Origin of the sequence: Ciceribacter lividus, assembly GCF_003337715.1 — a bacterium.
Taxonomy (GTDB): Bacteria; Pseudomonadota; Alphaproteobacteria; order Rhizobiales; family Rhizobiaceae; genus Allorhizobium; species Allorhizobium lividum.
Window position 1 is genome coordinate 70549 of sequence record NZ_QPIX01000006.1, and the last position, 18939, is coordinate 89487.

Below are 18939 nucleotides of genomic sequence, written 5' to 3' on the forward strand. Positions count from 1 at the left end.
TCTGCCTCGTCGATCTGCGGCGGTGAGACGCAGACAGTGACAGCGACTGCGTGTCATCACCCCTTTGCGACGGCTGAAACGGCGTCTGCGAATGCGTCCGTCTGCATCAGTGCGCGACATCGGGCGAAACGACCGTCCGCATAGGCGCGGAAGTCGTCCGCAGGATTGCCGTTGGCGAGCTGGATCAATCCCCAGAGCGTCCAGAGGAGGTCGCACATCGCCTTGTAGATGACGATGCGACCGCGCTCGGCGGGCGTGGGTTCACCGCCGAAATAGGCGCGGATCATCTCCTCTTCCTGCTCGGGTCCAAACCCGCCCTCGATACAGAGATCGCCGAGATCCCACATTGGATCGTTCATGCCCGAATATTCCCAATCGACGATCCACATGCGCTCGCCGGTATCGAGGAAGTTCTCGCAGAGGGGATCGCAATGGCAGGCGACGGAGGGGAGCGGATGAGCGGAAAGGGCGGCACGAACGCTTTCTGCTTCCGCCAGCACGTCGTGGTAACCTTCCGGCAACGCGACGTCTTTGGTCGACAGCACGCCGAGGTAGCTGTCGATCATCGAAAACAGTTCGAAACGGGCCGGAAAGACTGCGCCGCTGTCATGCAGCTTGCGGAAGGCCCTTCCAGCGCGGGCGGGCGCGCCCGGTATGGAGCGAAACCCTTCGGGTGTCATGGTAACCGCGCCTCCGACGAAGCGGGAAACGAAGACCCCGCTCGACGCGTCGGCGAACAGGATTTCCGGGCTGACGCCGGCGCGGGCGACCGCTTCGGTCGCCATCATCTCGTTTACGCGGTCGATGTATTCTTCGGTACCCCTGCCGGGAATGCGCAGGCAATAGTCACCGATCCGAAAGACGAGATTGGTGAGCCCGCCCAACCGCTCGATCGGGCCTTCATAGGCCTTGAGGATCGGGATCGTCTTCAGCGTCTCGCGGGCAAGCGCGATGTCGGCGTCTTCGCTCATGCCTTCAGCCTCTCCATCTTGGGATCGTAGAGGGTCCGAGCGCCCCGGCGCGCCTGATAGGTCTTGCCGAAAGCCTCGATCTCGAAGTCTTCCTTTGTGGCGATCTCCGCCGGCAGGTAACCGAAGGCGATGGTCTTGCCGAGCGTGTAACCGTAGCCGGTGCTGGCGGTGGAGCCGACGACCTTGCCGTCGAGCAGGACCGCCTCGCCGCCGTGGAAGGGCGCGAAGCCTTCGACGGTGTAGGAGACGAGCTTGCGCTTCACCCCTTCCGCCTTGATCGCTGCCAGGGCATCGCGACCGATGAAATCACCCTTGTTCAGGGCTACGCAGAACCCAAGCCCCGCCTCATAAGGGTTGTAATCGGGCGTGATGTCGCCCGACCAGTAGAGATAGCCCTTCTCCATCCGGGCCGCGTCGATCGCGCGGTAACCGGCATCGGCGATGCCGAACGGCTCGCCGGCCGTCTTCAGCGTATCGTAGACATGGGCGGCGTATTCCTGGTCGATGTAGAGTTCGTAGCCGAGTTCGCCGACATAGCCGATGCGCACAGCAAGTGCGGTGGCGGCACCCACCTCGATCCGTTTCGCCGAGAGGAAGGGGAAGGCCGCGTTTGAGAGGTCGTCGTCCGATACGCTTTGCAGGATATCGCGGGCATGGGGGCCGCAGATGTTGAGGGTGGCGAAGCGATTGGTGACATCCCGCAGGGTCACACCGTCGGGCAGATGTCGCGAGACCCAGTTGCCGTCGCGCACGCCGAAGCCGGAGCCGGTGATCAGATAGAGCAGGTCGTCGGAGACATGAACGATGGTGACGTCCGCCTCGATCCCGCCCCGCTCGTTGCAGAGCTGGGTGTAGACGGCCTTTCCCGACGTGCCGGAAAGATCATTGGCGGCGATCCTCTGCATGGCCTCCCATGCGCCGACACCACTGATTTCGAACTTGGAGAAGGAGGACTGGTCGATCAGCGCGGCCCGCTCGCGGATCGCCTTCACCTCCTCACCGACTGCATCGAACCAGTTCGGCTTTCCTTCGAAGGAGGGTATATCCTTGCCCTCCGAACCTCTCGGTGCGAACCAGTTGGGACGCTCCCAGCCGAACTTGGAACCGAAGACGGCACCGTTCTTCGCAAGCGTTTCGTGCAGCGGCGAGCGCCGCAGCCCGCGGACCGCCTGGGCTTCTTCGCCGGGCCAGTGAACCTTGTAATAGGCGCCGTAGGCCTCGATGGCCCGCTCTTCGAGATAGCGCCCCTGGGCGTGGACGGCGCCGAAGCGGCGCACGTCGAAGGGCCAGAGGTCCATGCCGGCATCGCCATGGAGAATGAGGTTCGAGAGCGCCAAGCCGGCGCCGCCCGAAGCCGCGATCCCGGCGGTGAAACCGCAGGCGACATAGAAATTGTCGAGTTCAGGGGCGAGGCCCATGATCGGCTCGCCGTCGAAAGAAACCGGAATCGGCCCGTTGATAACCGTCTGGATGCCGATCTCGTTCAAGGCTGGAATGCGGGTTGCAGTCGGAAGAGCGAAGAGTTCCAGCCGCTCCCAGTTGGGCTCGAAGAGTTCGCGGCCGAAATCAATGGGCGGTTTGCCGCGCCAGCAGCCCTTGGTGCCATCTTCCCAGCCTCCGATGGCGAAGGAACCCGTGTCCGGCTTCAGGTAGAAGTTGTTGTCGGGGTCCCGCAGCGTCGTCAGGTCGGGCGGCAGCGTCAACTTCTTCTCGGTGAGAAAATACTGGTGCTCGACCACGCCGGCCGCCAGCGGCACGCCGGCCATCTCGCCGACGCGCTTGGCCCAGAGACCGGCGCAGTTGACGAGGATATCGCAGGAAATCGTCCCGCCATTGGTGACGACGCCGACCGCACGGCGGTTCTCGATGACGATCTCCTCGACGGTGACGCCTTCCTCGATCTTCGCCCCGTTCATGCGCGCGCCCCTGGCATAGGCCATGGTCAATGAATACGGGTCTATGTAACCGTCGCCCGGAATGAAGGCCGCGCCCTCGATGCCGTCCTTGACGATGTAGGGGAAGCGGCCTGCCGCTTCGTCGGCGGAGAGGGAGTAGCATTCGACGCCGAAGCTCTTGGCCTGGGTCATCGAACGACGGATCTCGCTCCAGCGCTCCGGACTGCCTGCGAGCCGCAATGAGCCGACCTTTTTCCAGGCGATGTGCTGACCGGTCTCCTCTTCGAGACGGTCGAAGACCGCGACCGAATTCTGCATCAGCCGCGTGAGGTTGCGTTTTCCCCGCAGCTGGCCGACCAACCCGGCGGCATGCCAGGTGCAGCCATGGGTGAGCATCGCCTTCTCGACCAGCAGGACGTCCTTCGCCCCATCGCGAGCAAGGTGGTAGGCGACGGAGGTACCGATCGCACCCCCGCCGATGATGAGAATGTGGACGTGACGATCCGCACGGAATGACATTTCGGAAACCTCAAGCCTTGATCTTGTCCATGGACGGGTCGTAAAGCGGCCCGAAGTGAAGGGTCGCCGGCGTCTTCTCCGCCGCGACGACGAGCTCGTAAGTGCCGCTCTTGAGGTACTCGTCGCTGACGCCGTCCGCGTTGCGGACATAGCCGTAGCCGATGTTCTTTCCGATCGTGTAGCCGTAACCGCCGCTGGTGAGGTAACCGACCGGTTCGCCGTTTCTCAAGATCGTCTCGCGACCGGCCAGAACGACGCTCGGATCATCGACGGTAAAACCCATCAGCCGCTTCTTCGGCGGTTTTCCGGCGGGACCTTCGAGCGCGCGTCGGCCGAGGAAATCGGTGTTCTTGCGGAGCTTGACCGCCCAGCCGAGGCCGGCCTCGAAGGGCGTGTCGTTCGGCGTGATGTCGGAGCTCCATGCGCGGTAACCCTTTTCGAGCCGCAGCGATTCCAGCGCGCGGTAGCCGATCGGACGGATTCCGTGGTCGCTGCCTGCCGCCATCAGAGCGTCGTAGACCTCGCCGAGCGCACTGATCGGGATGTGCAGCTCCCACCCCAGTTCGCCGACATAGGTGACGCGCAGCGCCCGAACGGTCGCGCCGGCGATCGGAATCTCGCGGACATGGCCGAAGGGGAAGGCCGCGTTCGAGACATCGGCAGACGTGACGGCGGCGAGCACGCCGCGCGCCTTCGGCCCCATCAGCGAGAGCGTGCCCCATTCCTCGGTGATATCGGCGAGCGTGCAGTCGAGGCCGGCCGGGATATGGTCCGCAATCCAGCCGAAGTCATGGGTGCGGAAGCCGGTGCCGGTGACGATGTAGAATTTCTCGTCGGCAATGCGGGCAACGGTCAGGTCCGCCTCGATGCCGCCGCGGGTGTTGAGAAGCTGGGTATAGGTCAGGCGGCCGACCGGCTTTGCGACATCGTTGGCGCAGATCCAGTCGAGCGCCTTGAGGGCGTCGGGACCAGAAAGCTCGTATTTCGAGAAGGAGGACTGGTCGAACACACCGACCGCCTCGCGCACATGCCGGTGTTCGTCGCCGACCGGCTCGAACCAGTTCTGGCGGCCCATCGAATAGACGTCCTTCGGCTCCGTGCCGGCCGGGGCGAACCAGTTGGGACGCTCCCAGCCGAGCTTGGAGCCGAACACGGCACCGGAGGCCTTGAGGCGCTCATAGAGGGGAGAGACGAGGCGCGGGCGGCCGCTTTCATACTCCTCATGCGGGAAGGCGATGGTGTAGTGCTTGCCATAGGCTTCAAGCGTGCGGTCGCAGACCCATTGGCGATCCCGGTGCATGCCGGCGAAGCGGCGGATGTCGACCACCCAGAGATCGAGCGGCGCCTCGCCGTCGATCACCCATTGCGCCAGAACCCAGCCCGCGCCGCCGCCCGACGCGATGCCGAAGGCGTTGAAGCCCGCACCGACGAACATGTTCTTGCATTCGGGTGCGACGCCGAGGATGAAGTTGCCGTCGGGGGTAAAGCTCTCCGGACCGTTGATCATCTGCTTGACGCCGACATTCTCCAGCGCCGGAACGCGTTCCATGGCCTGCATCATGTGCTGCTCGAAATGGTCGAAGTCGTCGTCGAACAGACGGAAGGCCCAGTCGTTCGGCAGGTCGCCGGTGAGCCACGGCTGGGGATTGGGCTCATATCCGCCCATGACGAGGCCGCCGACTTCCTCCTTGAAATAGGTCCGCCGATCGGGATCACGGATGGTCGGAGCGTCGGTCGACAGGCCTTCGATCTTCTCGGTGATGATATACTGGTGCTTCACCGCCTGCAGAGGCACGTTGATGCCGGCCATGTCGCCCACCTGCCGCGCCCACTGGCCGGCGCAGTTGACGACTTTCTCGCAGGCGACGTCTCCCTCGGTCGTCTTCACCCCGACGATGCGGCCATCCTTCATCTCGAAGCCAGTCACACGCACGTTCTCGACGATCTTCGCGCCGTGCATGCGCGCACCCTTGGCAAGCGACTGCGTGATGTCGGAGGGGCTCGCCTGCCCGTCCGTCGGCAGCCAGCTTGCGCCGACGAGATCGTCGACATTCATCAGCGGCCACATCCGCTTCACCTCTTCCGGTGAGATGAGATGCATGTCCATACCGAAGCTGCCGGCGGTGGTGGCGAGGCGCTTGAACTCCGTCCAGCGGTCCTGGTTGGTGGCAAGCCTCAGGCAGCCCGTCATCTTCCAGCCGGTCGCAAGTCCGGTTTCCGCTTCCAGCCCCTTGTAGAGCTCCACCGAGTATTTCAACACGCGTGTGATCGAGGCCGAGGATCGAAGCTGCCCGACGAGCCCAGCCGCATGCCACGTGGAACCGGAGGTGAGCGTCCCTTGTTCCAGCAACAGCACGTCGGCCTTGTGGTCCTTGGCCAGGTGGTAGGCGGTCGAGCAGCCGATGATGCCGCCGCCGATGACGACGATCTGTGCATGGGATGGCAGGGTCATGACGAGTGTTTCCCGTAGACTGATTGATAATGATCGAGCGCTTCTTGAAGGCGCATGAGGTTGTCGGCCGTGTAGCCGACATAGTCGGCGCCCGGCGCATCGAGGTAGAGTTCGGAAACCATGCTCCACATCGCTTCGCGCAGCAGCGAGGCGCATTGCATGGCCGCGAGCGAACGGCGGATGTCCGGCGAAGGCTCGCCACCGAAATAGGCCCGGAGGAACTCGTCCGACTGTTCCACCGTCAGCCCGGCGTTCGAGGTCGCGCCGGCGAGATCGAACATGGCAGTCGAGAAGCCGGCATATTCGTAGTCGATCAGCCACAGCTTTTCGCCGTCGTCGAGGATGTTCGACGGCAGGAGGTCGTTGTGGCCGAAGACGATCGGCAGTGGCGCCTGCACGGCCTCCAGCTCCCCGGCGAGCACGAGATAGTGCGCCAGTTCCGGGATCATCCGGCTGCCGCCCGCCTCGAGCGTGCGGGCATAATCGCGGATGACGTGAAAGGGCCAGAACATGAAGCCGGCGCCCGACACGTGGCGCGGCATCTCCTCGTGGAACCGGCGCAGCAGCCGCGCGACGCGCTCCCGTTCGGCGGCGACATCAGCGGCGGAGAAGGTCTTCGCGTCGAGGAACGCTGACACCGTGACACCGGGCTCGGCATATTCAATCTGCGGCGCGAACCCTGCCGCATGGGCCGCTCTCGCCGTCATCAGTTCCCGGTCACGATAGACATGGTGGAAGGGATAGTCGGTGCCGAAGCGGACGACATGGCTGCCCGAGGCGTCCTTCACCACGAAGCTCTCATTGCTCAGGCCACCCTTCAGCGGCTCGATCTCGATCGCCCCTTTCCAGCACGGCAGATCGGCAATCCGGTCCTCAGACATACGCGGCATCGTCGATACACTCATGCGATCCGCTCCCTCACCCGTGCCGCGCCGGCCGAAATCAGGCGATCGGCGATGATGGCGATGAAGGCGACCGCAAGCCCCGCGACGAGGCCGCGCCCCGTATCCGCCTTGGTGAGGGCGATATAGACCTCCTGACCGAGATCACGGGTGCCCACGAGCGCCGTGATGACGAGCATCGAGAGGGCAAACATGATCGTCTGGTTGAGGCCGAGCATGATTTCGGGGAGCGCGAGCTTCAGCTTGATCTTGGCGAGGATCTGCGAGGGGGTGCAGCCCATCGCCCTGCCCGCCTCGATCACTCGCGGATCGACGCGCTGGAGGCCGAGGACCGTGTAGCGGATCGCCGGCGCGACGGCATAGGCGACGATGGCGATCAGCGCCGTGAAGTCACCGACCCGGAACAGCATGACGGCCGGCATCAGGTAGACGAAGGAGGGCAGCGTCTGCAGCGTGTCGATCACCACCTGCAACCAGCGCCAGAGCCGGTCGCGCTCGGCCGCAAGAATGCCGACGGGAATGCCGATCAGGCTCGCGATGACGACCGAGATACCGCAGAGATAGACGGTGACCATCGCCTTCTCCCACTGGCCGGTGGCGGCAATCAGGAAAGAGAGCACGCCGGCCGTCAGCGCCAGGCGAAGGCCGCCCAGTCGGTAACCGACAAGCGCAAGCAGGGCCACGACGCCGACCCAGGGCAATTCACCGAGGAAGCGCTTCACCGGAACGAGAAGGCCGAGGAGCAACGTCGTGCGGAGAGCCTCCAGTGCATCGAAGAAGTTGAGGTTGATCCATTTCACGACATCGTTCCAGAAGCCGCCGGTCGAAAGAACCAGACCTTCGGGATAGGCCTCGAGAGCCGGCGCCACGACGCTGGCGACGAGGCTTGTCGCGAGAATGCCGACCGCAGCCGCCATATAAGGATGACGCTCGACGACATTTCCGCCCGTGACGGCCGGCGACGGCGCCCCTGCCTTTCTCGCATAGGCCTGGCTCAACCGGTCGAGCGCGACAGCAAGTGCGACAATGGCAAAGCCCGCCTCCAGACCCGCGCCGATGTCGAGCCGGCGGAGTGCCGCAAGGACGTCGAAGCCGAGACCGCCGGCGCCGATCATCGAGGCAATGATCACCATATTGAGCGAGAGCATGATGACCTGGTTGACGCCGACCATGAGCGTGTCGGAGGCGGAAGGCACCATGACCTTCCATGTCATCTGTCGCCGGGAGCAGCCGACCATATGCCCGAGATCGCGAATTTCCGACGGTACGGCCCTCAGCCCGTGAATGGTGATCCGCACCATTGGCGGCATCGCATAGATCAGGGTGCCGACGATCGCCGCCGTCGGGCCGAAACCGAAGAAATAGAGGATCGGCACGAGATAGGCGAAAATCGGGATCGTCTGCATCAGGTCGAGCAGCGGGGTCAGAGCCCGCTCGAACAGTGGCCAGCGATAGCCGGCAAGGCCGAGCAGCAGGCCGAGCACGACGCCGATCGGCACCGCCACGACGATCGAGGCAAGCGTCACCATGGCGCTGCTCCACTGCCCGAAGACGGCAAGAAACGCGAAACAGAAGACGACCAGCGCAGCGAGCTTTCGGCCACCGGCGTAATAGCCCATCAGGCCGACGAGCACGATGACCCCGAGAAAGGAAACCGGCGGCACGAGCTGAACGGCGGCCGACCCCCGGCCGGACAGAAATCCGGTCGACAGCAGGCTGAGCGCCAGCGTGTAGGGAATGTCGATGACGGTCGCGACGAAACGGGTGAGATCGGTAAATGAAAAAAGCCCGAAGCTCGCCTCGTCCACCAGCCACTTGGTCCATCGCCCGATATGACGTGCCGCGGGAATTTGCCATGCGCGCGGATAGTCGAACGCCCACTTGGCGACCGCCGGCCCAAGCCACCAGGCAATCAAAGAGGAGATCGCCACAAGCGCCAGCAGCAGATCGGAAAGGCGGCCTCCGCGGCGGCCCGTCCGGTCGTGGCCGGGCGCCAGGGGTTCTGTCGATGCGAGCGGCGCGGACATCGGGTCAACCCTGCATCATTATATCGACGACGTCGGCGCGGTGGATGGTGCCAATCGCCCCACCGTCCAAGCCGATGACGCTGATCGAATTGCCGGCACCGGCAAACATGGGCGCCACCTCGGCAATGGTCGTGCGTGCGTCGACGGTTGCCGCAGCGGATGCATCTGACTCGGGTCGCATGACCGAACCAACCTTGACGACCTTGGCGCGCGCGACATTGCGGGTGAACTCGGCCACGTATGGGGTCGCCGGATTGAGCACCAGTTCCTCCGGCGTGCCGGATTGCACCACTTCGCCGTCTTTCATGATGGCGATGCGGTCGGCGAGCCTGATCGCCTCGTCGAAATCATGTGTGATGAAGACAATCGTCTTCTTCAGGACCGACTGCAGGCGCATGAACTCGTCCTGCATCTCGCGGCGGATGAGCGGATCGAGCGCGGAAAACGGCTCGTCGAGGAACCAGAGCTCCGGCTCGACGGCGAGCGAACGGGCAATTCCCACCCGCTGTTGTTGGCCACCGGAGAGCTGGCGGGGGAAGACGTTTTCCTTGCCGGCGAGCCCGACAAGCTCGATCATCCTGCGGGCACGCTCCTCGCGCTTCGACCGTTCGACGCCCTGGACTTCGAGAGGAAAGGCTACATTGGCGAGAACGCTCAGGTGTGGCAGCAGCGCGAAGTGCTGAAAGACCATGCCCATCTGGTGGCGTCGGATCTCGATCATGCGGGCATCGCTCGCCGCAAGCAGGTTTTCGCCGTTGAACAGGATTTCGCCGGAGGTCGGCTCGATCAGCCGCGACAGACACCGCACAAGCGTCGATTTTCCCGAGCCGGAGAGCCCCATGATGACGAAAATCTCGCCGCTCTTCACCTCGAGATTGACGTCGCGGACGGCTCCGACAAGTCCTGCTTCTGCAAGGTCTTCGATGCTCGGCTTTCCGCCAGCGGCGCGCAGGGCATCCCGCGCACCTGCACCGAAGATCTTCCAGACATTGCGGCAGACGAGTTTGGCTTCAGGGGACATGAGGGTTCCGCTGGCTCGCATGGACGACTGGCGCCGTTCGACGGTCGCGACGAAGATCCGGCCACCCAGGTTCAAAGGTGGTCATGGGTGGCCGGAAACGGAGAGACCTATTTCTTGACCCACTCGGACCAGCGCGCCTCGTTGGCGGCCATCCAGGCCGCCACAACGTCTTCGAGCTTCTTGCCGTTGACATCGACGTCGGTGATCATCGCACCCATTTCGTCGTTGTTGACGTTGAAGGCCTTGATCGCCTTGTACGCGCCCGGCCACTTGTCCTTCACGCCGACCCAGCCGGCCTTCCAGATCGGACCGAAAGGCTTGCCGCAATCATAGGCCATGTCGGGATTGGAGCCCCAGCTCGCGTCGTTGTAACATTCGGGCGTGTAGGCCGGGAACTCGACCCACTCGCCCTTGTACTTGGCAGGCGCCCAATGCGGCGCGTAGATCCACAGCATGATCGGCGCCTGGCGCTGATAGGCGCTCTCGAGCTCCGCGAAGAGGGCGGCGTCCGTGCCGGCATGGACGACTTCGAAGGGCAGGTCGAGAGCCTCGACGCGTTCGTCGTCGAAGCCACCCCAGGTAACAGGGCCGCCGAGATAGCGGCCCTTCGGCGCAGTCTCAGCCGTGGAAAAGGCTTCCGCGCAGGCCGGTTCCTTCAGAGCTTCCCAATTGGGCAGACCGGGGCATTTTTCCTTCATGTATTCCGGAAACCACCACTCCTCCTTCGCCTGCATCCCGGTCTCACCGAGATTTTCGACCTTGCCGGTCGCAACGGCGTTATCGAGCGCCTCCTGTCCGGTGGTCGCCCAGATTTCCATGGCGACGTGAAGGTCTCCCGTCTCCAGCCCGGCGAACTGCGCGAGATAGTCGGCCTGGACATATTCCACGGAATATCCGGCCTTCTTCAGCACTTCGCCCATGATGTTGGTGGTGATCAGCTGACCGGTCCAGTCGTGCAGGGTCAGCTTGATCGGATCTGTGGATTCCTGTGCCATCGATGGCGTGGCCAAGACCACGCCCGACAAGAGAAGAACGGCCGCGGACAACCGCGGCAGGCGCGCAAGATCAAGCATTCGAGTTCTCCCAGTAGAGCCCGTTGAAAGAGTGATGAACTGGCAAGGCACCCGACCGTCGTTCCCCGTACTTTTCGTATCTTGAGACGGGAGTGCGTGGCAGCAATCTCATGTCAGACAAGAGCGCTTGTCAACGCCAATTTGTGGCTTTTTGTGTTTTTATGCCCGTTTCTGTGGCCGATGATTGCCGCGTTGGCTCGGCTGCGCTATGACGACGGTACGGCACGACTGGTTGGGATCATGGCTCCTTCGAAAAGGCACAGGGACATTCTTCGGCTGCTCGAACGCGACGGCACGGTCGCTGTCGCCGAGCTTGCACGAAAGCTCAACGTTTCGCTGGAGACGATCCGCCGGGACATCAAACCGCTCGCCGGCAACGGGAGTGTGATCAAGCTGCACGGCGCGGTCAGCCTTCCCTCGGTCGTCGGCGAGGCTCCGTTCGAGAAGCGCATGCGCGAAAACAGCGGCGCGAAACGCGCGATCGCCGCGGCTGTCGCCGCAACCATTCGCGACGCTGACTCCATCATGATGGATACCGGCACGACGACGAGTTTTCTCGCACGTGAACTGCTCGGCCATCGCCGCCTGACGGTCGTCACGAACTCTTCGGACATCGCCCGCACGCTCGCGACCGTCAACGACAACAAGGTCTATATGGCGGGCGGAGAACTGCGTAGCGACAACGGCGCCGCCTTCGGCACGACCGCCATCGAATTCGTCAGCCGCTTCGCCGTCACCCACGCGGTGATCTCAACCGGGGCGGTGAATGCCGGCGGCATGATGGATTTCGACCTGGAAGAAGCCGAGTTCGCCCGCATGGTTCTGACGCGCGGCAAGCGCGCCCTGGTGGTGACCGACCACAGCAAGTTCGGACGAGATGGGCTGGTGAGGGTGAGCGGCTTCGATGCGATCACGGAGCTTGCGACCGACAAGGCGCCGCCGCCGGACATCGCCGAAGCGCTTTCCGCGGCAGGCGCCGAACTGCTGCTGGCATGAGGGGGCACCCAGGTAGAGATTGCTTCACGACCCTTCAGTCGGCCGCCCTACTTGCCGTCGACGACCGTTCCACAAGATGGCAGGCGAGTTCCAGACGACGTGGTGGAAACGGCATGCCGGAGAGGCTGTCACGCAAGAGGTCGAGCGCGGCCGAACCGATTTCCCGCATCGGAATGTGCATGGTCGTCAGCGGCGGGTTGAGGAAGGCTGCCTGCGGCAGGTCGTCCATCCCCATCACCGATACGTCGCGCGGCACGGCATAGCCCATCTGCTGCACACCCAGCATTGCGCCGACGGCGAGGCTGTCGCCGGCCGCCAGAACGGCGGTGAAATCCAGCCCGCGCTCCCGGATGCGTGAGACGATCGCCTGGGTGGCCAGTTCCGGCAGCCAATCGTCGACCGGCACGACGAGGTCCGGGTCAGCGGCAAGACCGTGGTGGAGCAGCGCGTCGCGCCAGCCTTCGTAACGCCGCTCGATGGTGCGGCGCCCCGGCCGCATGAGGAAGAGGATGCGGCGGTGGCCAAGCCCGATCAGGTGATCGGCGGCCAGTCGCGCGCTCGACCGGTTGCAGGGCGTGACGCTCGAAAGGCGCATGAACGGATCATCGCCGTTCAACAGTATCACCGGCTTCTGAAAGCCGCGCGTGGCGGCAAGCAACGCCTCGTCGTCAACGGTCAGGAACAGGAGGCCGAGGATCTCCGGATCGTCCCTCGCTTCTTCGAGAAGCGTCAGTTCCTCCGCCTTGTCGGCGATGGGGCGCGTGATGATCTCGAGCCCGAGCGCCTGCGCCCGTTCCTTCAATCCGTCCAGCACGTAGAGCGTGAACTGGTTTCTCACATAGTCGATCATCGCCGCGCTGGATGCCGCAAGAATGACCTTCCGCCCCGCGACGGCGGTTGGCACGACGTAGTTCGCCGTTTTCGCCGCCTCCAGTATCTGCTGACGGATCTCCGGCCGAACGCCTTTCTCGCCTGCAAGCGCACGCGACACCGTGCTGAGCGAGACACCGCAGCGCTCGGCGATGTCCTCCAGTCGCACCTTCCTGCTCTTCTTCCCCCGCTTGCCGGGGAGCGGTTTTGCGGTCACGTTTCACCTCTCTCCGCGCCAACATGAGAAAAATTTTCAGATTGCGCAAGAAAAATCACCATGCATTATCAAGTCAAATCCGTCCATCGGTGACCACAGGGAGGAGCACCATGGGCCTGACCGGCCATGACATTCGCACTGGACTCGATCGCCTTGTCGCCGGCATGACCGGCCTCAGGCACAGCGGTCGTTTTCACGAGCCGAACCTCGACGGTACCGCCGGCGACTACATCAGCTTCGACAGCTGGGAATGGCCGCAGGGTGTCGGCCTCTATGGCCTCGTGCGCCTGTGGCTGCTGACCGGCCGCGACGATCTGCGTAAACTTGTCGAGGATTGGTACGCCTCCCAGATTGCCGGCGGCCTGCCGGGCCTCAACGTCAATACCACCGCGCCGATGCTCGGCCTTTCGGTTCTCTGGGCGAAAACCCGCGACCCGCGGTGGCAGCCCGTGCTCGACACCTGGGCGAACCGCGTGCTCTCCGAAATGGGCCGCACGCCGGAAGGCGGCTTCGAGCACCACGTCTCCGACAGGATCAACGACAACGAGCTCTGGGACGACACGCTCTACATGGTGGCGCTCTTCCTCGCCTCCTACGGTCAGGCAAGCGGCCGGCGCGAACTCGTCGACGAGGCGTCGCTCCAGTTTCTCGTCCATACACGCTACCTCGCCGATCCCCAGACCGGCCTCTGGTTCCACGGCTGGACCTTCGAGGGACGGCACAATTTCGCGCGTGCCCGCTGGGCGCGTGGCAATGCCTGGATCACCGCCGGCATTCTCGACCTTTTCGACCTCGCCGAACTCGGCCGGCCGGTGCGACGCTTCCTCGAAGGCGTGCTGGTGGCACAGGTTGACACCTTGCTCAGACTTCAGGCACCGTCCGGCGCCTGGCGCACACTGCTCGATGACCCGACCTCCTACGAGGAGATTTCCGCGACCGCCGGCATCGGCTACGGACTCCTGAAGGGCTATCGACTCGGCCTCGGCACGCCAGCCTGGCGAAGCGCCGGGCTTCAGGCGCTCGAGGCGGTGATGCACAACATCGACGAAAGCGGCACCGTCCTCAACGTTTCCTACGGTACCCGCATGGGTCACGACCTGCAGTTCTACAAGGACATCCCGATCCAGCCGACCGGCTACGGCCAGGCGCTGGCGATCCTGTGCCTTTCGGAGGCGCTCAACCATGTCGGAGCGGAGGGACAGGCGGCATGACGATGAAGGTACTCTACGGCGCCGGGCCGCAGGACGTGAAAGGGTATGACACGCAACGCCTGCGTGACGCCTTCCTGCTGAGCGACCTTTTCGCGGACGACCAGGTCAACTTCACCTATACCCATGTCGATCGCCTCATCCTCGGCGGTGCCGTGCCGGTGACGACGAGCCTTGGCTTCGGCTCCGGCGCGGAGATCGGTACGCCCTATCTGCTCTCCGCCCGGGAAATGGGGATCGCCAATCTCGGCGGTACCGGCGTAATCGAGGTGGATGGTCAACGCTTCGTGCTCGAAAACCGCGACGTGCTTTATGTCGGCCGCGGCGCCCGGCAGATGACCGCCTCCAGCCTGTCGGCCGAAAGACCCGCCCGTTTCTACATGAATTCGGTGCCCGCCGGTGCCGACTTCCCGCACCGGCTGATCACCCGCAGAGAAGCAAAGCCCCTCGACCTCGGCGATGTGCGCCGCTCGAACAGGCGCCGGCTCGCGATGTACATCCATCCGGAGGTCGCCCCGTCCTGCCTGCTGCTCATGGGCATCACCGACCTTGCCGAGGGCAGCGCCTGGAACACCATGCCCCCGCATCTGCACGAACGGCGGATGGAGGCCTACTGCTATTTCGACCTCTCGCCGGAGGACCGGGTCATCCACGTGATGGGACGGCCGGAGGAGACCCGCCACCTGATCGTCGCGAACGGTGAGGCGGTCCTTTCCCCCGCCTGGTCGATCCACATGGGCGCCGGTACGGGACCTTACGCCTTCGTCTGGGGCATGACCGGCGAGAACCAGGAATATAACGACGTCGCTCCCGTAGCCGTGGCTGATCTCAAATGACGAAAACGACCTTCCATATGAAGAAAGACCTACCGGCCGGAGAGGCCATTCGCTACTGGCAGCTCGGTGCCATCGCCGAAGAGCATTTCGACGTACCGGACCAGCCGATGAAGGGCGAGATGGACCCCTTCTTCTTCCTGACCAAGCACAAGAACTTCATTCCGCACGAGTATCCCTGCCGCACTCTCTTCGCCGAGCGTTATCGCGGCAGCCGTCCCGACGTTCGCGGCGCCTTCGAGGCCGCCCGCTGGTGGCTGCCCTTCGGTTCGCCGCGGCTCGATCTTTCGGGCTTCTGGTTCCGACCGACGCGTCTTGCCACCTGGGCACGCACCTTTATCGAGGCAGAAGCGGCGGGAACGGCGAGGGTTCGTCTCGGCACGTGCGGCGGCGCCGTGCTCTGGCTGAACGGCGATGAAGCAGGCTGGATGGCGCCCTATAGCCGCAATCTCGAAGCCAAGGCGGAATTCGATCTTCCGCTTCAGGAAGGCCTCAACGAGATCATCCTGTTCTTCGACGACCTTGCCGAACGCGATGCCCGCTATTTCATCCAGCTCGATTATTTGTCGGGTCCGAAGGCCGCGGTCGCACTGCCCGTCCCCTGCGCGCCGTCCGCGGCCGATGCGGTGGAAACCGCCCTCGACGGAATGCACTTCAATCGCCCGGCCTATTTCGAAGGGGACATGACGCTCATTTTCGGCTCACCCTTGCCGATGGATGTCGAGGTCGCAGTCGCGGTCGAAGGCGACTTCATGTCGACCGAACGTTTCGACTACGATTTCCGGCTCAAGGCCGGCGAGACCCGCCTCGTCGTCGGCCCGTCGAGCGCAATGCCCGCCGACTTCCGCCATTTCCGCGTGACGCTGGACGCAAACGGTTTCGTGGCAGCCCGGTCGATCGGCGTCGAGATTTGCCATGCCGCCCGGCACGGCGAAGCGCCGAAAACGCTCTCCGCCCGCATAGAGGAAACACTCGACGAGATCTCCGAATATTCCGAGCGCGACACCGTGCGCGCCTTCGCGCGGCTCGCCAGCGGCCGCGGCGGTGCCGACACGGATGCGATGATCGAGGAGATTTTGCCCTCGATCGAGGACTGCCACGACTGCGCCGATTTCTCTCTCGTGCCGCTCATCTGGTCGCGCACCGTCTGGGGTGGGGATGTCGGCACGGCGACCCGCGCGCGCATCGACCGCGCCATCCTCGGTTTCCGCTACTGGATGGACGAACCGGGCAATGACGTGCAGTGGTATTTTTCCGAGAACCATGCGCTTCTCTTCCACACCTCGGCCTATCTCGCCGGCACTCTCTTTCCTGAAGATGTCTTCGTCCGGTCCGGACGCAAGGGAGCGGACCAGCGTGCCGTAGGCGCTGCCCGGGTGCGCGCCTGGCTCGATCATTTCGAGGCCTGGGAGATGGCGGAATTCAACTCCGCCCCCTATTTCCCGATCGACCTCAAGGGCCTGACGGCACTCGCCGCCCTCGCACCCGACGCGGACATTGCGACGCGCGCCCGGAAAGGTATCGTCCGCCTCTGCGAGATCGTCGCGCGTTCGGCCCATCACGGCATGCTGACCGCCGCGCAGGGCCGATCCTACGAGCATACGCTTTGCGCCGGCCGGTCGCTCGAACTCTCCGGCGTCGCGCGCCTGCTCTGGGGCCGTGGCTGGTACGGTCGGCGCGTCCATGCCCTGCCGCAACTCGCCGTCTGTCTGCGCGACCACGGTCTCGTCGTGCCGGAGGCTCTCGCCGACATTGCGAACCATCACTCCGAGGAGCACCAGGAATGGTGCTTCGCCCAGGGCGAGAACCGCTTCGCCGCGCTCTATCACTACAAGAGCCGCGCCTTTGCCATGGGCTCGGTTGCCCATTATCGCTGGCACGACTGGGGTTATCAGGAAACCGTGCTGCATCTACGGCTCGGCGAGCGGCCGGAGGCGGCGATCTGGATCAATCATCCCGGCGAGACGATCCAGTTCGGCTACGGCCGTCCGTCCTACTGGGGCGGCTGCGGCGCAGTCCCGCGCGCCCACCAGTATCGCGGGCTTGCGGTGCTCGATTTCCAAACGGTCGATGAACAGGTGGACTTCACGCATGCGTGGTTCCCCGTCGCAGAGTTCGACGAGAGCCGTGTTGAAGGAAATCTCGCAGTCGCCCGCAGTGGCAAGGGCGCCGTGCTCCTGCGCGGCAGCGTCCCGTTCGAGCGCGTCGTCGAGGGGCCGTCAGCCGATGCGGAGCTGCGTCAGCGCGGCCGCAATACGCGATGGATCGTCCGCGTCAGCGAAGCCTCCGATCTCGCCAGCGTCGAGGCGCGCTTCGCCAGCCTCGCGGTCCGGGAAGAGGCGGACGGCACGTTCACCATCGACGACCCGGAATATGGCGTCGTGCGTTTCCGGTCCGACGGCTCCGCGGAAGCGGAGGGCCGCACCATCGTGCCCGAGACATTCACCGTCGCCGGTGCGGCGACGATGCTCCCGGCTTGCTAGCCGGAATGCCCCGCCCGCATGAGGCTGGCGGGTTTCGAACATGGCGGGCGGGAGACCCGCTGATTGGAGAGGAGGAACGACCATGAAGAAGACAAAAACCGTTCTGGCGGCACTCGCCGTCGGGCTTCTGACATCCACGTCGGCGCTCGCCGGCGACGTGCGCATCATGTGGTATTCGGACGGCGTCGAAGGCGAGGTTCTGAAGGATCTGCTCGACCGCTTCATGAAGGAGAACCCGGGGATCAACGTCGTCCTCGACAACGTCGCCTACAGTGTCGTGCGCGAACAGCTTCCCGTCCAGCTCGAAGCGGGCTCGGGTCCGGACATCGCCCGCGTGACAAACCTGAAGGCACAGAGCCAGCACTGGCTCGATCTCCGCCCGCTCGTTGCCGATCCAGCCTACTGGGACGAGAATTTCGGCGCGCAGGCCGACTGGATGCGGCCGGACGGTTCCAACCAGATCTCCGGCTTCATGACGCAGATCACGCTCACCGGCGGCTTTGCCAACAAGACGCTGTTCGAGCAGGCGGGCGTCGCCATCCCCGGCAAGGACGCGACCTGGGACGACTGGGCGAAGGCCGCCAAGCAGGTGGCCGAAAGCCAGCAGGTGCCCTTCGCCATGGCGCTCGACCGTTCCGGCCATCGCCTGACCGGTCCCATCCTCTCCTATGGCGGCAATTATGTCGGCGCCGACGGCAAGCCGGCTCCCCTCGACCAGGGCGCCAAGGACTTCTTGACGAAGTTCGTCGGCTGGGTCGAGGACGGCACGATGGGCAAGGACGTCTGGGTCTCGGCAGCCGGCTCCACCTACCGTGCGGCCGCCGACGACTTCATCAACGGGCAGCTCGTCTATTACTACTCCGGCTCCTGGCAGGTGCCGAATTTCTCCACCAAGATCGGCTCGAACTTCGACTGGGTCGCGACCGGCAGCCCTTGCGGCCCGGCCAATTGCACAGGCATGCCCGGTGGTGCCGGCCTCGTGGCAATCAAGTACACGAAGAACCCGACGGAGGTGGCGAAGGTCATGGACTACCTCGCCCGCGAGGACATCGTGAAGGAGTTCTCCGAACGCACGCTGTTCCTGCCAGCCCATAAGGGCCTGCTCGCCAAGGGCCTCGACTTCAAGACCGACAACGCACAGGCGAAGGAAGCCCTCAATACCTTCGTCTCGGCGACGGGTTCGCTCTCCGAGCTTGCCCAGAAGCTGCCGGGCTGGTTCTGGTCCGACACCTTCTACGGCGCGCTCGTCACGCGCGTCAGCCAGGCGGCGGCCGGCGAAATGCCCGTCGGCGAGGCTTTCACCCGCATCGATGCGGATATCGCAGCCAAGGTGAAGGATTCCGGCCTGTAAGGTCGCAGCGCCGTCGGCAAACTTGCCACGGCCAAAGGATGCCGGTCGCGGCGGGGCTTGCCCCGCTGCGCGCCGCAGGGGACATTCGTCCGCGCCGGACGGGTATCTACGGCCGGCTTGG

13 protein-coding genes are annotated in these 18939 nt (G+C 64.3%); 5 read left to right on the forward strand and 8 right to left on the reverse strand.

Annotated features, from left to right (window positions below; translation table 11 throughout):
• Positions 1-56: 56 nt before the first annotated feature.
• The 7 genes from DFR48_RS11870 to DFR48_RS11900 all read right to left on the reverse strand — a co-directional run bounded on the left by DFR48_RS11870 (position 57) and on the right by DFR48_RS11900 (position 10860).
• Positions 57-971 carry a choline kinase family protein gene (locus DFR48_RS11870; protein WP_114363367.1) on the reverse strand — a complete coding sequence of 305 codons (915 nt, stop codon included), beginning with the start codon at positions 969-971 and terminating at the stop codon, positions 57-59.
• Positions 968-3385, reverse strand: a complete 2418-nt coding sequence (locus tag DFR48_RS11875) for a GcvT family protein (RefSeq protein ID WP_114363368.1) — start codon at positions 3383-3385, stop codon at positions 968-970. Before DFR48_RS11875 ends, DFR48_RS11870 begins: the two co-directional genes overlap by 4 nt.
• A 10-nt stretch (positions 3386-3395) precedes the next feature.
• Positions 3396-5837 carry a GcvT family protein gene (locus DFR48_RS11880; protein ID WP_114363369.1) on the reverse strand — a complete coding sequence of 814 codons (2442 nt, stop codon included), beginning with the start codon at positions 5835-5837 and terminating at the stop codon, positions 3396-3398.
• Positions 5834-6742, reverse strand: a complete 909-nt coding sequence (locus tag DFR48_RS11885) for a phosphotransferase family protein (RefSeq protein ID WP_114363370.1) — start codon at positions 6740-6742, stop codon at positions 5834-5836. The genes DFR48_RS11880 and DFR48_RS11885 overlap by 4 nt, the downstream gene beginning before the upstream one ends.
• Positions 6739-8766: an ABC transporter permease gene (locus DFR48_RS11890; protein WP_210205986.1), complete on the reverse strand. Its 2028-nt coding sequence runs from the start codon at positions 8764-8766 to the stop codon at positions 6739-6741. Before DFR48_RS11890 ends, DFR48_RS11885 begins: the two co-directional genes overlap by 4 nt.
• 4 nt (positions 8767-8770) lie before the next feature.
• Positions 8771-9787 (reverse strand): quaternary amine ABC transporter ATP-binding protein, encoded by a 1017-nt coding sequence (locus tag DFR48_RS11895; protein WP_114363560.1) that lies wholly within the window; start codon positions 9785-9787, stop codon positions 8771-8773.
• 107 nt (positions 9788-9894) lie between these two features.
• Complete coding sequence (locus DFR48_RS11900) at positions 9895-10860, reverse strand: ABC transporter substrate-binding protein (RefSeq protein ID WP_114363371.1); 966 nt, start codon at positions 10858-10860, stop codon at positions 9895-9897.
• A gap of 240 nt (positions 10861-11100) precedes the next feature.
• On the opposite strand from DFR48_RS11900, the gene DFR48_RS11905 reads away from it, so the two are divergent.
• A complete protein-coding gene (locus DFR48_RS11905; protein ID WP_114363561.1) occupies positions 11101-11856 on the forward strand; it encodes a DeoR/GlpR family DNA-binding transcription regulator in 756 nt (251 codons plus the stop codon).
• Between the two features lie 34 nt (positions 11857-11890).
• Here DFR48_RS11905 and DFR48_RS11910 read toward each other — a convergent pair whose 3' ends face one another.
• Complete coding sequence (locus DFR48_RS11910; protein ID WP_114363372.1) at positions 11891-12943, reverse strand: LacI family DNA-binding transcriptional regulator; 1053 nt, start codon at positions 12941-12943, stop codon at positions 11891-11893.
• Positions 12944-13053: 110 nt separating this feature from the next.
• Between DFR48_RS11910 and bglB the strand changes: the two genes are divergently transcribed.
• The 4 genes from bglB to DFR48_RS11930 all read left to right on the forward strand — a co-directional run bounded on the left by bglB (position 13054) and on the right by DFR48_RS11930 (position 18818).
• Positions 13054-14154 carry a beta-galactosidase BglB gene (bglB, locus tag DFR48_RS11915; protein WP_114363373.1) on the forward strand — a complete coding sequence of 367 codons (1101 nt, stop codon included), beginning with the start codon at positions 13054-13056 and terminating at the stop codon, positions 14152-14154.
• Positions 14151-14987: a 5-dehydro-4-deoxy-D-glucuronate isomerase gene (kduI, locus tag DFR48_RS11920; RefSeq protein WP_114363374.1), complete on the forward strand. Its 837-nt coding sequence runs from the start codon at positions 14151-14153 to the stop codon at positions 14985-14987. The genes bglB and kduI overlap by 4 nt, the downstream gene beginning before the upstream one ends.
• The gene (locus DFR48_RS11925) at positions 14984-17467 is read left to right on the forward strand and encodes a hypothetical protein (protein WP_114363375.1); all 2484 of its coding nucleotides are present in this window, start codon (positions 14984-14986) and stop codon (positions 17465-17467) included. Before kduI ends, DFR48_RS11925 begins: the two co-directional genes overlap by 4 nt.
• A gap of 82 nt (positions 17468-17549) precedes the next feature.
• On the forward strand, positions 17550-18818 hold the full coding sequence (locus tag DFR48_RS11930) for an ABC transporter substrate-binding protein (protein ID WP_114363376.1): 1269 nt from the start codon (positions 17550-17552) through the stop codon (positions 18816-18818).
• The last annotated feature ends 121 nt before the right edge of the window (positions 18819-18939 follow it).

What these genes read in the sequence shown, in the direction of transcription:
- bglB (WP_114363373.1), top strand. Translation starts at nt 13,054, where the DNA reads ATGGGCCTGACCGGCCATGACATTCGCACTGGACTCGATCGCCTTGTC.
- DFR48_RS11885 (WP_114363370.1), bottom strand. Translation starts at nt 6,742, where the DNA reads ATGAGTGTATCGACGATGCCGCGTATGTCTGAGGACCGGATTGCCGAT.
- DFR48_RS11880 (WP_114363369.1), bottom strand. Translation starts at nt 5,837, where the DNA reads ATGACCCTGCCATCCCATGCACAGATCGTCGTCATCGGCGGCGGCATC.
- DFR48_RS11890 (WP_210205986.1), bottom strand. Translation starts at nt 8,766, where the DNA reads ATGTCCGCGCCGCTCGCATCGACAGAACCCCTGGCGCCCGGCCACGAC.
- DFR48_RS11930 (WP_114363376.1), top strand. Translation starts at nt 17,550, where the DNA reads ATGAAGAAGACAAAAACCGTTCTGGCGGCACTCGCCGTCGGGCTTCTG.
- kduI (WP_114363374.1), top strand. Translation starts at nt 14,151, where the DNA reads ATGACGATGAAGGTACTCTACGGCGCCGGGCCGCAGGACGTGAAAGGG.
- DFR48_RS11905 (WP_114363561.1), top strand. Translation starts at nt 11,101, where the DNA reads ATGGCTCCTTCGAAAAGGCACAGGGACATTCTTCGGCTGCTCGAACGC.
- DFR48_RS11870 (WP_114363367.1), bottom strand. Translation starts at nt 971, where the DNA reads ATGAGCGAAGACGCCGACATCGCGCTTGCCCGCGAGACGCTGAAGACG.
- DFR48_RS11875 (WP_114363368.1), bottom strand. Translation starts at nt 3,385, where the DNA reads ATGTCATTCCGTGCGGATCGTCACGTCCACATTCTCATCATCGGCGGG.
- DFR48_RS11895 (WP_114363560.1), bottom strand. Translation starts at nt 9,787, where the DNA reads ATGTCCCCTGAAGCCAAACTCGTCTGCCGCAATGTCTGGAAGATCTTC.
- DFR48_RS11900 (WP_114363371.1), bottom strand. Translation starts at nt 10,860, where the DNA reads ATGCTTGATCTTGCGCGCCTGCCGCGGTTGTCCGCGGCCGTTCTTCTC.
- DFR48_RS11925 (WP_114363375.1), top strand. Translation starts at nt 14,984, where the DNA reads ATGACGAAAACGACCTTCCATATGAAGAAAGACCTACCGGCCGGAGAG.